Here is a 13,191-nt window from a genome sequence, read left to right as displayed (position 1 = left end):
CAGACCGATGTCACCAGGAACCCTTCCCCCGGAGCGCAGATGACCGACGACACCGCTGCCACGGCCATCGTGGTCTCGGGCCGGATGAACGACCTCACGCTGCCCACCACCAGCGACCTCTCGGAGAACTCCGCGTGCTTCGCCGAGATGCCCCGGGAGCTCCACGAGGCGACCACGACCGACGGGGCGGTCGAGGGCTGAACGGGGGGCCGGTGGGGTGACGCGCTGGGTGCTGCTGGCGGGGATGAACTGCTCCGAGGACCTGTGGAGCGGGTGTGGGGTGGACGACGCCCTCACCCCGCCGCTGGACCGGGAGAGCGTGGACGAGCAGGTCGGGCACCTGCTGCGCACGCTGCCGCCGCGCTTCCTCCTGGGGGGTTCGTCCCTGGGGGCCGTCGTCGCGACGGCCCTGGCCCTGCGCGCCCCCGAACGCGTCGCGGGGCTGCTGCTGACGGCGACGAACGCCCGGGCGCCCACGGACGGGCAACGCCGCGGGTGGGGGGAGTGGCGACGGCGGCTGGACGCGGGCGTCCCGCCGCGCGTCCTGCAGGAGGAGATCCTGCCCCTGCTGCTCGCCCCGTCCACGGCGGTCGCCCGCCCGGACCTGGTCGAACGGACCCTGGCGATGGCGGACGCCGTCGGAGCGGCGGTGCTGCGTCGTCAACTGGCGCTGCAGGACAGCCGACAGGACCTGCTCGGCCGCCTGCCGACGCTCACCGTGCCCGTCCGGGTGGTCTCCGGGATCCACGACGCCCTCTGTCCGCCCGAGTTCCACACGGCGATCGCGGCGGCCGTCCCGGGGGCGGAGCTCACCACGACGGCGACGGGTCACCTGGGACCGCTGGAGGACCCCCGGGCGTTCGCGGCGCTGCTGCACCAGGCGGGACCCGGCTCCACCCCCCGGTGACCTGCCCCGCTCCGCGTCACGCGCTCTGCCGGGCCAGGTGACTCCGCTGGGCGGGCATGAGGCCGGCCCGCATCCCGAAGCGGGTGGTGGCCGTCTCGACGGCCAGCGCCTCCCGCAGGCAGTCGCGCCGCACGGGACAGGTCTGGCAGACCTCGGCGGCGAGACCGTGGTGGCGGGCACTGGTGCGGGTCGTGGAGTCGAAGGTCTGGTCGAAGACCTCGACGTAGTCGCGGCAGCTCGCGCGCTGCTCCCAGTCGGTGCCGGGCATGGTCGTGCCTCTCGTCGCCGTGGTGCTCCCCGCCTGGTGGGGGCGGCAGAACAGGTATCGGCAACGGTTGCTCCACGGCACAGGCGCCGTACGGGTGACCGCCCGCGGAGGAGGGGAGGAAGAGCGGGTCCCAGGGCTTGAACCTGGCCCTCTCCGGTGGAACCGGAGCGCGTCACCACGGACACCTGACCCGCACGAAGCACCGCCCTCACGGGCGCAGCTCGTGTCACGACCATACCCCGGGTAGCGCCCGTGTCCCCGACTCCCGCAACCCGTCCGGCCCAGTCCGTGCCGGGGGACGCGAGGTCAGGTGTTCACAGACTGATCGCTCGAAGCAACTACCGCGAACGGCCAGGAACTGCTTGGGTGTGGCCCGTGGATCCCACCGGACGTTCTACCCGGCCTCGACGCCGGTCCAGCGCGGCGTTCGTCTCGATCGTCGTCCTCGTCGCCGGCTTCCTCGTCGCCGGCAGCACCGCGGCCGCCCAGGCCCACTCCGGCCCGTCCTGGACGCCGCCGAAGATCAAGCACGTGTGGACGATCGTCCTCGAGAACAAGTCGTACGAGGCGTCGTTCACCGGCCTGAACCAGAACTCCTACCTCTGGAAGACGCTCCCGTCCTACGGCGTCCTCGCCCGCCAGTACTACGGCACCGGCCACTTCAGCGAGGACAACTACCTCTCGCTCGTCAGCGGTCAGGCGCCGTCGCCGGGTCCGCAGGCCGACTGCCCCTACTACAACGAGACCGGCCCGGTCCAGGAGGTCGCGGACGGGCAGTTCAAGATCCTCGACGACACCCAGCGTCCGGACGGCACCTACCACGACGGGTCCACCCAGCCGGGCTGCGTCTTCCCCCGGCAGGTCAAGACGTTGTTCAACCAGTTCGACGCCCAGCACGTCAGCTACAAGGGCTACATGCAGGACATGGGCAACGACCCCGCACGCGAGGCGACGACCTGCGGCAACCCGCTGCCGGGTCCGGGTCCCGCCGTGGTCGACCCGGGTGCCGCCGAGGGGCCCTACGCCTCCCCGGGGAGCCTGGCCGCGCCGAGCACCACCGTCGACGACCAGTACGTCCCCAAGCACAACCCCTTCGCGTGGTTCCACTCGCTGCTCGACAACGGCGACTGCGCCCGGCACGTCGTGCCGCTGGCGAAGAACCTGCTGGCGGACCTCAAGAGCGAGAAGACCACCCCCGCCTTCTCCTGGATCAGTCCGGACAACTGCAGCGACGCGCACGACGCCACCTGCAAGGGGGACAACCTCTCCGGCGGCTCGAACGTGCTGACCGGCGACCGCAAGACCCCGGCCAACACCCAGGGCGGCCTGTACGCCGCTGACCTGTTCCTGGAACAGGTCGTCCCGGCGATCATGCGCAGCCCCGCCTACCAGGACGGCGGGCTCATCGACATCACCTTCGACGAGGGGTTCCCGCCCTACAAGGTCTACGGGAACTCCATCGCGGACAAGAACTACACGCCCGACGCGGGGCTGGGCACCGTGACGGGTGCGGCCAGTGCTGCGAACAACGGCAGCAGCGTCGAGAGCCAGGCGAACACCGCCCAGTCCGTCGTCGCCTGCTGCAACGAGCTGCCCGGCCCGAACACCGACCAGCCCGGCGACCGGGCGTTCAACCAGGACACCACCCCCGGCGGCGGGATCACCGGTTCCGTCCTCATCAGCCCCTACGTGACCCCGGGGTCGGTGACCGACCAGCCGTACAACCACTACAGCTGGCTGCGGTCGATGGAGGACCTGTTCCAGGTCGACCGCGGCGGTTCCGACGGCCAGGGCCACCTCGGCTACGCCGGGGCGGACGGCTTGCGACCGTTCGGACCCGACGTCTACAACAACCCGAAGGCGAAGGTCCTGGCGCCGAGACCGTCCGGCGAGGGCGGGATCTACGCGGCCGTCGCCCGCCTCGACGAGGTCCAGGAACCCGTCAGCCACCAGCCCCTGGACCAGGTGAAGTGAGACACCGCTCGAACGCACGGCGCCCCGCGGCGCTCGCGCGGACCGTCGCGGCCGGCACCCTGGTGCTGGTCGCGACGGCCGGGTGCGCGGACGCCGCCCCGGGCGCGGGTTCCTACCCCGTGGCCACGCCGCAGACCCAGGTCCTCGCGACCCCGACCGCCTCGGCGGGCGGCTACCAGCTCGTGGCCGCGGGAGACCCGGTCCGCGTCGTCCTGCCCGGCGCCGACGTGACCGCGCAGGTGTCGGGGCCGGACGTCGAGGTGCCGACGCCCGCTCCCGGCCAACCGCTGTCCGCGGTGTCGGCGCCGGGAGTGCTGACCGTCACCTTCACCGCGACCTCGGGCCACCTCGACGTCGCGGCGGCCGGTTTCCTGGGGCTCGACGAGAAGCAGGACCCGGAGGCGCTCACCGCCGACGCCCCGTCGGTGACGGTCGAACCGGGCCACCCGGCGACGCTGCACCTGTCGTCCACGTTCGCGACGGGTCACACCACCCTGACGTGGCAACCCCTCGGGACGCCGCTGGTGACGTGGGACTTCGTCGTCGAGATCGACTGACCCGAGTTCCCCGGGTACGGCAGCGCGGGCGGTACCGATTGCCTCCGGCAACGTTCATCCGCTGTTTCCCTGGTGTCGGCCACCCTCACCCGAACGGCCCCTAGCCTCTCGCTCTGAGCGAGGTTGAGGAGCTACCCGTGGAACAGGTGAGGCCGGTACGGGCGCGTGGCGTCCACAAGAACTTCGGGGACGTCATCGCCCTCGACGGCGTCGACCTCGACGTGGGCGAGGGGCAGGTCCACGGGCTGGTCGGTCCCAACGGGGCGGGCAAGACGACCCTCCTCGGCCTGCTGCTCGGTCTCTCCGTCGCCGACCGCGGCAGCGTGGAACTCCTGGGCACCCCGCTGCGGCACGGGAGCGCGGTCCCCGACGGCGTCGCGGGTTTCGTCGACGGCCCGGGTCTCTACCCCCAGCTCACCGCGCGCCAGAACCTGACCGCCGTCGCCGACCTGCGTCGCCGCGACCGCCGCGGGGTCGACGACGCGCTCGAGCAGGTCGGCCTGGGCGACGTCGCCGAGGACCGCGTCCGCGGGTTCTCCCTCGGCATGCGTCAACGGCTCGGGCTGGCCGCCGCCCTCGTGGTGCACCCGCGCGTGCTCGTCCTGGACGAACCCTCCAACGGCCTCGACCCCGCCGGCGCCCGCCACGTCCAGCGGGTCCTTGACCGGCTCGCCGCCGCGGGAACGTCCGTGATCCTCTCCAGCCACCGCATGGACGACCTCGCGGCGCTGTGCAGCGAGGTCAGCGTCCTGGCCGCGGGACGGGTCGTCTTCACCGGACCGCTGGCCAAGTTGGCCGCCGAGTCCGGCGAACTGGACCACCGGCTGCGGACCTCCCGGCCCGAGGAGGCGCGGCGGGTCGCGGCGTCCTCGCCGGGGGTGCGGTTGCTGCCGGCCGACGACCTCGCGCAACAGCGCGACGCGGACGCGCTGCTCGTGCGGGGGGCCGTCCCGGCGCTGGAGGAACTCGTCGCCCGGCTCGTCCACGCCGGGGTGGCCGTGCGCGAGGTCGCGCCCGTCGTCTCCCCCCTGGAAGCGGCGTTCCTGGCCCTGACCGAGGACGTGCGGTGAGCGCCGTCGAGGCACGCCCCGCCCCGCTGACCCGTCCCGCGCCGGCCCTGCCCGGGTACCGGTTCGAACTCCTCAAGCTGACCGCGCAGTGGCGCACCCGCCTGCTGCTCCTGGTGTGCTGGGTGGGGCCCGGCGCCTTCGTGGCCGCCATCAGCCGCCAGAGCACCCTGCCGACCGACACCGTCTTCGGACGCTGGATGGGCCAGACCGGCTGGGCCGGGCCGCTCGTGGTGCTGTCGTTCTGCTGCAGCTGGTTCCTGCCCCTGCTCACCTCCCTCGTGGCCGGAGACGTCTTCGCCGCCGAGGACCGGCTCGGGACCTGGCGGCACCTCCTGACCTCCGTCGGCTCACCCCGGCGCATCTTCGTCACCAAGGCCCTCGCCGCCCTCACCGTGCTGCTGGTCCTGGTGGCGGGGCTGGCCCTCTCCAGCACCGCCGGTGGCCTGCTGGCCGTGGGTTCCCACCCGCTGGTGGGTCTCGACGGGCACCTGCTCAGCCCCGGCCGCGCGGCCCTGACGGTGCTGCTGGCCTGGGCCGCCGCCCTGGCCCCGACGCTGGCCTTCGCCGCGGTGGGGCTGCTCGGTTCCGTCGCGTTCGGGCGCTCGCCGGTGGGCCTGCTCCTACCCGCTCTGCTGGCCCTCGTTCTGCAGCTCGTGCAACTGCTGCCCGTGCCGACCGTGGTGCGGGTGGCGCTGCCGGGGTACGCCTTCACCGCCTGGCGGGGTCTGTCGACCGCACCGGCCCGGACCGCGCCGCTGCTGCTCGGCGTCCTCGTGAGCCTCGCCTGGGCGGTGGTGGCGACGGCCCTGGCGCGGCGGCTGTTCCTGCGCCGCGACTTCACCGGTCCGGGTCACGACGGGTCCCCGCGGCTCGTCCTCGGCCACGCGGTGCTGCCGTTGGCCGGGTTGCTCGCCCTCACCGTCGGGGTCGTCGCGGCGGCCACGCCGGTCAGCGGTTCCGGCGTCGACCGGGAGAAGCTGCAGACGTCGCTGGCGACCGCCTACGCGCACCTGTACCGGCTGCAGGCGCGCGAACTGTCCCGCCCGGACGTGACCGAGGCGCAGCTGCGCACCGACGCGACCTGTGACAAGGGTGGCGACCGGGTCGAGGACACCGGGCCCGGCAACGACTGGCGCTGCGTCGTGACCTGGCACATCCCCGGCGCCACCGCCGTCGGTTCGGCGATCTACCAGCTGGACGTCACCGCGGACGGGCGCTACGTCGCCGACGGGGACGGACCGCAGGAGGTCAACGGTTTCTTCCCGGTCCAGGCCGCCACCGGCCAGGCCCCCAACCCCTTGTGGCAGTTCGACGGTTCCGTCGACCTGCTCACCGCCACGACGAGAGGCTGAACCCCGATGAACCCCGTCACCCGACGCCGCACGACCCCGAAGGCGCGGATCGAACTCCTGCAGCGCCTCGGTCGGCGGCCGTTGCAGGTCGCCGCCGCCGGAACCGCCGTCCTGGTCGTCGTGGGGGGAGGGGTGGCCTACGCCGGCACCACGGGCTTCGACCACCACCAGGTCGGCACCCTCTACCCCGAGGGCCTGCAGGTCTCCGACGACCAGGTCCTCAAACCCATCGGCGACCGACTGGTCACCGACAACGGCAAGATCATGGGCTCGACCGTCAGCCCCGACGGCCGGTTCCTGGCCGCCGCGAGCACCGACAAGTCGATCGTCCTGCAGGTCTTCGACCTGAAGACGTACGAACTCGTCTGGACGGTCGGGACGGCGGCCACGGCCGACCTGAAGGTGACCGACGGCAGCGTCGGGCAGGAGGCCCCGACGTTCTCCCCGGACGGCAAGTGGCTGTGGCTGTCCCAGGCCGACGCGCTGACCCGGTTCCCGGTGAACCCCGACGGAACCCTGGGTGCCGGCACGACGATCGCGCTGCCGCAGCTGAACGGTCAGTCGGCGTTGCCGGGCAGGTCGGTGTACTCCCCGGACCACTCCACCCTCTACGTGCCGCTGAACGGGCAGAACACCGTGGCTGCCCTCGACGCCGCCGGCGGACGGGTCCTGCGCACCTGGGCCGTGGGAACCGCCCCCCGCGAGATCGCCGTCGTCGCCGGCAAGCTCTACGTCAGCGACGAGGGCGGCCGCCCGGCCCGCCCGGGTGAGGCGGCGATCAACTCCTACGGCACCCAGGTGCCCGCCGACCCGTACCTGGGCACGTCCACCACCGGCACGGTCAGCGTCATCGACCCCGCCCGTCCCGACGCCGCGGTCGGTTCCATCGACGTCGGGTTGCACCCCACCGCGCTGCACGTCCGCGCCGGTGCGCTGTTCGTGGCCAACACGAACTCCGACACCGTCTCGGTGATCGACACCCGCAAGGACAAGGTGGTGCAGACCATCTCCACCAAACCCTGGGCGTCCTCGGCGGTGGGGTACCAGCCCACCGCCGTCACCACCACGAAGGACGGCCACCTCCTCGTCACCCTGGGCCGGGCCAACGCCGTCGCCGTCTACCGCTACGCGGGACGGCCCCAGGAACCCGTGGGCTACGTCGGGCTGCTGCCCACCGACTACTACCCGGCCGACGTGGCCACCGTCGGCGACCAGGTCGTGGTCACCAACACCCGCGGCATCGACGCCCGCGGTCCGGAACTCACGTTCCAGGAGGGGACGGGCACGGTCCCGGCGACGGGCCACGGCACGCACAGCACGACGGCGTCCCTGACCCGCTTCCGTCTCCCCACGGACCAGCAGATCCGCCGGGACACCGCGACGGTGTTCGCCCAGAACGGCTGGGGCCAGGACGACGTCGCCCAGGCCGGCCGCCACCCGGCGGCCCCGGTCGCGGTGCCGGAACGGGTCGGCGACCCCTCCACCATCAAGCACGTGTTCCTCCTGGTGAAGGAGAACCGCACCTACGACCAGATCTACGGCGACGACCCCCGCGGCAACGGCGACCCCGCGCTGGCCCAGTTCGGTCAGCAGGTGACCCCCAACCAGCACGCCCTGGCCCAGCAGTTCGGCCTCTACGACAACCTCTACGACGTCGGCACGAACTCCGCCGAGGGCCACAACTGGCTGATGCAGGGCGACAACCCCGAGTACAGCGAGTCCTCCGCGGGGGAGTACGTCCGCAGCTATGACACCGAGGACGACGTCCTGGGCCACCAGCGTTCCGGGTTCCTGTGGACCGCGGCGGAATCGGCCGGGAAGTCGGCGCGCAACTTCGGCGAGTTCACCCAGTTCGAGACGAAACCCCCCACGGCCACCTGGCAGTCGTACTACTGCGCCGCGACGGGTGTGGAACAGGGCGCCGACCCCGCCACCCTGTTCGACCCCGCGATCCGGACGGACACCCAGTCCCCGATCCCCTCGCTGAACGCGATCACCGACCACGCCTACCCGAAGTTCGACACCGACATCCCCGACCTCTACCGCTACCAGGTCTGGAAGCAGGACTTCGAGAAGAACGGCCCCGCGGCGCTGAACACGTTCTGGCTCTCCAGCGACCACACCGGCGGCACCCCCGACCCCGAGGCGCAGGTCGCCGACAACGACCTCGCGGTCGGGAAGATGGTCGACGAGATCTCCCACAGCCCGTACTGGAAGGACTCCGCCATCTTCGTGGTCGAGGACGACAGCCAGGCCGGCGCCGACCACGTCGACGGCCACCGCGCCCCCGTGCAGATCATCAGTCCCTGGGCCCAGCGCGGGAAGGTGGACAGCACCTACTACTCCCAGCTCACGGTGGTGCGCACGATCGAGCAGATCCTCGGCGCCCAACCCCTGAACCAGAAGCTGGCCGCGGCCACGCCCATGTTCAGCGCCTTCACCGCCCAGCCCGACAACACCCCCTTCACCGCGCTGCCCAACCAGGTGCCGCTGACCGAAGGGGTCGCGACCGCACCGAACTGCGGCACGGACACCCTGGGGCGGACCGGGAAGGCGGCGCAGCTGCTCAGCGCCGAGGTGCAGCAGAAGCTCACCGTCCCCGACGAGCAGACGGACGTCGCCGGGCAGTGGACGACCTGGGCGAAGGACCAGCGCTTCACCGGGACCAACGCCGTCGCCGACCACGCGAACCCCGAGCAGATGAACCGCTACACCTGGTACCGCACCCACGGCTGGAAGGTGCCCTACCCCGGCGACTCGGTGATCTACGCCCCGTCGCAGGTCCCCGGCGCCTACGTCCCCAGCGCCGACGCGGACTGAACGAGCACTGAACCTGGATCCACCGCCGGATGACCGGTGAGCTCGTGGTGACCTGCCGGATGACCGGTCACCACGAGCAGGGCATGAGGCAGCCGCCGACCGGGTGCCGGCTCTTCCACCGCGATTCCTGGTCGTGCCCTCTCGGGCGGTGGGCGTCGGGCAGTGCTCAGGTCCGGCGGGTCACGACCGGCTGGGGTCGGACGATCTGACCGATGGCGGCCAACACGTTCTCCGAGCCGGACGGCCAGGGCCAGCCGGACGGGTCGTGCAGCCGCAGCCGTCGGGCCGAGAACGCGACTCGCGCCGGCAAGCTGATCGGCTTGCACCCAATCGTCCTGGCCCGTTCGAGACGGGTGGGTGGTCCCGGCCAACGCGGCAATGGCGCCGGTCACGTTGTGCGCGATCGCAGCCAACGCGGTGATCCTTCTCCGCGACAGCATCGGCAGCGGGGAGTCGGTGAACACCGCGTCGTACCGGTAGGCAACGTCGTGCACGATCGTGGCTCCAGGATCGACGTCACCGAAGCCTGCAGGTCGTCGACGTCTCCTCCTCCACGGTCGACGTCCATGGCGACGCGGTACGAGTGAGGCCGGGTGTCGTTGGTTCCGGATGACGACTCGCGCCTGGGCGAAACCGGAGATCAGGGGAGTCGGCGTGACGGCGGTGTGGTCCTCACACCACCACACCGCAACGTCGGGTGCAGCGGGTCCCTCGCCGAGGCGCTGGAGTTCCGCGCCGGCTTCCAAGACTTCAGCCATCTGATCCGCCTGTGGTTCAGGTCCGGTCTCGGGAGAGGAGGCGCCGTTGGTGAGGTCGTACCCGGTCACGGTGGTGATCAACAGGATCACGGCTGGAACACCCAGGGGGATGTGGCCGGAGGCATCGCGCCAGAAGACGCGCAGGAAACGTTTGCGTCCGATGGCGCGGTTCGCGGACCTCGACCTGAGGTCCCCGTCGGGGCCTCGGGAGGGTCGTCGAGGCGGACGGGGGAGTGCGGCGCGGCCCGCGGGCGGTGTTCGACGGCTCGTCGGCCATCTCCCGCTCCAGCGTCCGCCCACGCAACGTAGCCAGGCAGTGGGGTGTTCGGGGCACTTCGCCCACCGTGGTGCCGGTGGAGCGCCGAGCGGCACCGACGGGGTGGGCCCCGCGGGCCCTGTGGCTCAGGATCGGGGGCGGTAGGGCACCGGGCGTGAGGGCCGTTGCTGGGAGGTGTCCCACTGGGTGCTCGCGAGCTGACGCTCGACGCTGGTGATGAGATCGAAGACGTCCAACGCCAGGTAGTAGTTGGTCTTCTGGTCGTACTTCTTGCGGGTCAAGATGCCCGCCTCGGTGAGTTCGTCGAGGGCGTCCCGTGCTGCCGGTGCGGAGGCGCCGTAGGTGTCCATCACGGTGGTCGTGGTGAGCACGGGGGTCTCCTGCAAGCCCAGCAGGACGTTCGCGGCGGCGGAGCCGGCGCGAGGTTGAGGACGCAGGCCCTTGCGGGAGCGGTGGGCTGCGAGCGCAGTGGTCCACTCGGTGCGCAGGTTCTCCAGCTCGGCGGCGAAGGTGGCGGCCTGCTCGACGGCGGTGTGGGTGGCGGTGAGGAAGGTGCGCAGCCACTGCGAGACGCCCTCGGACGCCTGGGGGCTGGTGGGGGCGCCGTCGTAGCGGTAGGCGGTGAGGGCTTGCACGTAGTCCCGGGAGCGGGTGAAGAGGACCTGGCTGATGGGCAGGACGGCGGTTCGGGTGAGGCCGCGGCGTACGAGGACGGCGTGGATGATGGCGCGCCCGACGCGGCCGTTGCCGTCGGGGAAGGGATGGATCGTCTCGAACTGGGCGTGGGCGATACCAGCCTGGACGAGGGGCGCGTGGGCGCCGCCGTTGAGGTAGGTGATCAGGTCCTGCATGAGGTCGGGCACGTCGTCCGGGACGGGCGGTACGAAGTCGGCGGCGACGGGGTTGTAGCCGTTGCCGCCGATCCAGTTCTGGGTCTGGCGTACGCCGTGGGCCTCGGGTTCGCCGTCGAGCAGGGTGCGCTGGACGGCTTCGATGGCGCCGAGGGTGATGGAGTCCATGTCCGCGACGGTCGTGGCGGCTTGCTGCACGGCCGTGATGTTCGCGGCGACGCGTCGCGCAGTCGCTGATGCTTTGCGGTGCAGGCCCTCGATGGAGAAGAGTTCGGCGATGCCGACCTGCTGGGGCGAGACTTCCAGGCCTTCGATGCGGGAGGAGGCGATGGCTTCGGAGCGCAGGAGGAAGCGGGAGAGTCCTTCCAGTCCGCGCGAGCCGGGGTGGTCCACGAGGCGGCGCACGCTGGTCTCGGTGCGGGCGGCGAGGGCATCGACGTCGGGGTCGAGGATGAGGGGGCGGCTCGTGAGCCGGTCTGGGGTGTAGACGCGGTAGGGCCCGCCCTTGCGGCCGATGCGGCTGGCCGCGTCGGGCTGGCCCTCCCAGTGCGTCTCGTGCGTGCCAGCCACGGATTCATCCTTTCCCGTCCACCCCGGATGCGCAAGGATAGTCCATAAACCAGCGCATCTGAGGTGAACGTGAAAGGTTGGGCGGCTTCACCGCGCGCCCGCGGTCGGTCCTCGACTGCTCACGCTGTCCATGTCCTACGCAGCCACGACCCCGCCGTCACTCCACGACCGGGCGGGGAGCCGCTCAGGCGCTGTCCTTGCGCGGTCGCCGGGTGAACCACTCCCTGCCTCGCACCGGCCGCTGCGGCGGCCCCGGCGGGACCTCCGTGCTCGCGGGTCGCTGCTGCACGACCAGGTCCACCAGCACGCCGTCGTCGTGATCGTGGCTGACGTCCCCGTGCAGAGCCTGCGCAGGTGCACAGTGCTGCTCGAAGTCCCACGCAGGGCCGGTGACCTCACGCAGGCGCAAGCTCTCCGGGACCGGCACCCACACGTCCGCTGGTTCGTAGCCCTCCTGCAGGACCTGGGAGACCAGGACGCGATCGAGGACGACGATGCGGGTGCGCACGACGGTGCCGTAGATGGCGGGGACAGTCTCGGAGGTGGTGTGGAACTCCCCGATCAGGTGCCCGCGCCGGACCCGTCGACCCGTCGCACCCGGGGTCACCTCATCCATGTCTGCCGGGTAGAAGACCTCTTCGGGGAGAGCATCGAGATCGACGTCCTCGTCCAAGCCGGACCACCCGGCGTTGTCGGGACCGGCGGGGGAGAAGAACAGTCGGTAGGTGTCCAGGGGTTGACCGACGATCGGGCGCGGGCTGCAGCACCCGATCTCCCAGTCCGCGATGTGGAACCGGACCACTTGCGCGCGTGCGCCTACCTGGGCCTGGTCTGGGACATCATCCGGGACCGGCGTGGTGGGTGGCCGAATGAACGGAGTCTGGCTGGAACTGCTCATCTTCAAGACCCGCGTGCTGGACGATCCGGGGCACGAAGGCTCCGGCCGCGGGGTACCCGACGTCATCGACGGTAGCACCAGTCCCTGCCCGCGGGGGAGAACTCGACGTTCGTCCTGCTCGCAGCCCACCACCGCGCGCTCGTGACGCCCGAACGCGACCGGGGAACGAACTCGCACACAGTTCGATCGTGGTCAGGACGTTCTCGAACCCGTCTGCCACCGCCACCAGGCAGGGGTGTGCAACCGCAACCGGCGGGCCGAGGGCACGACCCGGGCCGGGACCTGGACGAGTTCACGGCGGATCCTCGCCGCCCCCTCCCGCCGATGCCCGTCACCGGCGACCGCGGCGAACACCCTCATCAGGTCGTGGGTGATCATCACCAACGCCGACCACGCCGCGTCCGCCTGGAACTTCCCGAAGGCAGGTGCGTCAACGCCCGCCCTCGACGTCGCTGATCACCGACTCGATGACCGCGTGCGCGCGGTGGTCCTTCTCCGCCTCCACCATCGACAGCGGGGAGTCGGTGAACACCGCGTGGTACCGGTAGGTGCCGAACGACTCACCCTGCCCCGCGGCCGCCGCGGCGAGGTTCGGGCGCCGGATCCGCCGCACCAGGAGGCGGCAGTGAGGTGCTCGATCTCACGGCAGCCGGTGAAGGTGGCGCACTCGATCTCGGCGACCTCGGCGTCGGACACCCACCGCTGATCCTCCTCGTTCCAGACCTCCTCCACGTACTCGATGCCGATCCGCGCCTCCTCGAGGATCGATGAGCTACCTTGCCGCACAGAGGTATTCGTCCGGGTGTCGATCGAGAACCGCGCCCCGGCCCGGCGGGCCATGGTCACGACTGAGTGGTCGTAGTGCGCCGAACCGGCCCGGACGACGACC

At 71.5% G+C, this 13,191-nt stretch carries 13 protein-coding genes; 8 read left to right on the top strand and 5 right to left on the bottom strand.

All coding sequences use genetic code 11. The annotated features are described in order from the left end of the window. Nucleotides 1–39: 39 nt before the first annotated feature. Both OG218_RS09065 and OG218_RS09060 read left to right on the top strand, forming a co-directional pair. Nucleotides 40–201 (top strand): hypothetical protein, encoded by a 162-nt coding sequence (locus tag OG218_RS09065; RefSeq protein ID WP_328292889.1) that lies wholly within the window; start codon nucleotides 40–42, stop codon nucleotides 199–201. Nucleotides 202–217: 16 nt separating this feature from the next. Further along, the gene (locus OG218_RS09060) at nucleotides 218–907 is read left to right on the top strand and encodes an alpha/beta fold hydrolase (RefSeq protein ID WP_328292888.1); all 690 of its coding nucleotides are present in this window, start codon (nucleotides 218–220) and stop codon (nucleotides 905–907) included. Nucleotides 908–923: 16 nt separating this feature from the next. Here the strand turns inward: OG218_RS09060 and OG218_RS09055 are convergent, their stop codons facing one another. After that, on the bottom strand, nucleotides 924–1,175 hold the full coding sequence (locus OG218_RS09055; RefSeq protein ID WP_328292887.1) for a WhiB family transcriptional regulator: 252 nt from the start codon (nucleotides 1,173–1,175) through the stop codon (nucleotides 924–926). Between the two features lie 375 nt (nucleotides 1,176–1,550). Between OG218_RS09055 and OG218_RS09050 the strand changes: the two genes are divergently transcribed. From OG218_RS09050 to OG218_RS09030, 5 genes are all read left to right on the top strand, one after another. Next, complete coding sequence (locus OG218_RS09050; protein ID WP_328292886.1) at nucleotides 1,551–3,149, top strand: alkaline phosphatase family protein; 1,599 nt, start codon at nucleotides 1,551–1,553, stop codon at nucleotides 3,147–3,149. Then, nucleotides 3,146–3,706, top strand: coding sequence for a hypothetical protein (locus OG218_RS09045; protein ID WP_328292885.1), 561 nt, complete (start codon nucleotides 3,146–3,148; stop codon nucleotides 3,704–3,706). The genes OG218_RS09050 and OG218_RS09045 overlap by 4 nt, the downstream gene beginning before the upstream one ends. Nucleotides 3,707–3,843: 137 nt before the next feature. Then, complete coding sequence (locus OG218_RS09040) at nucleotides 3,844–4,776, top strand: ABC transporter ATP-binding protein (RefSeq protein ID WP_328292884.1); 933 nt, start codon at nucleotides 3,844–3,846, stop codon at nucleotides 4,774–4,776. Then, nucleotides 4,773–6,128, top strand: coding sequence for an ABC transporter permease (locus tag OG218_RS09035; RefSeq protein ID WP_328292883.1), 1,356 nt, complete (start codon nucleotides 4,773–4,775; stop codon nucleotides 6,126–6,128). Before OG218_RS09040 ends, OG218_RS09035 begins: the two co-directional genes overlap by 4 nt. 6 nt (nucleotides 6,129–6,134) lie before the next feature. Beyond that, nucleotides 6,135–8,948 (top strand): bifunctional YncE family protein/alkaline phosphatase family protein, encoded by a 2,814-nt coding sequence (locus OG218_RS09030; protein WP_328292882.1) that lies wholly within the window; start codon nucleotides 6,135–6,137, stop codon nucleotides 8,946–8,948. A gap of 1,160 nt (nucleotides 8,949–10,108) precedes the next feature. On the opposite strand, the gene OG218_RS09025 is transcribed toward OG218_RS09030, so the two are convergent. The 4 genes from OG218_RS09025 to OG218_RS09010 form a co-directional block, all read right to left on the bottom strand. Continuing rightward, nucleotides 10,109–11,404 (bottom strand): Fic family protein, encoded by a 1,296-nt coding sequence (locus tag OG218_RS09025; protein WP_328292881.1) that lies wholly within the window; start codon nucleotides 11,402–11,404, stop codon nucleotides 10,109–10,111. 184 nt (nucleotides 11,405–11,588) lie between these two features. Beyond that, nucleotides 11,589–12,206: a hypothetical protein gene (locus tag OG218_RS09020; protein WP_328292880.1), complete on the bottom strand. Its 618-nt coding sequence runs from the start codon at nucleotides 12,204–12,206 to the stop codon at nucleotides 11,589–11,591. A gap of 288 nt (nucleotides 12,207–12,494) precedes the next feature. After that, entirely contained in the window at nucleotides 12,495–12,662 is a 168-nt protein-coding gene (locus tag OG218_RS09015; protein WP_328292879.1) for a hypothetical protein, read from the bottom strand. 70 nt (nucleotides 12,663–12,732) lie between these two features. Next, on the bottom strand, nucleotides 12,733–12,915 hold the full coding sequence (locus OG218_RS09010; protein WP_328292878.1) for a hypothetical protein: 183 nt from the start codon (nucleotides 12,913–12,915) through the stop codon (nucleotides 12,733–12,735). Nucleotides 12,916–12,932: 17 nt separating this feature from the next. Between OG218_RS09010 and OG218_RS09005 the strand changes: the two genes are divergently transcribed. Next, a complete protein-coding gene (locus OG218_RS09005) occupies nucleotides 12,933–13,073 on the top strand; it encodes a hypothetical protein (RefSeq protein WP_328292877.1) in 141 nt (46 codons plus the stop codon). Nucleotides 13,074–13,191: the final 118 nt, after the last annotated feature.

Source organism: Kineococcus sp. NBC_00420, from assembly GCF_036021035.1.
Taxonomy (GTDB): domain Bacteria; phylum Actinomycetota; class Actinomycetes; order Actinomycetales; family Kineococcaceae; genus Kineococcus.
This window is presented reverse-complemented; position numbering and strand designations above follow the sequence as displayed.

What these genes read in the sequence shown, in the direction of transcription:
- OG218_RS09065 (WP_328292889.1), top strand. Translation starts at nt 40, where the DNA reads ATGACCGACGACACCGCTGCCACGGCCATCGTGGTCTCGGGCCGGATG.
- OG218_RS09055 (WP_328292887.1), bottom strand. Translation starts at nt 1,175, where the DNA reads ATGCCCGGCACCGACTGGGAGCAGCGCGCGAGCTGCCGCGACTACGTC.
- OG218_RS09030 (WP_328292882.1), top strand. Translation starts at nt 6,135, where the DNA reads ATGAACCCCGTCACCCGACGCCGCACGACCCCGAAGGCGCGGATCGAA.
- OG218_RS09015 (WP_328292879.1), bottom strand. Translation starts at nt 12,662, where the DNA reads ATGAGGGTGTTCGCCGCGGTCGCCGGTGACGGGCATCGGCGGGAGGGG.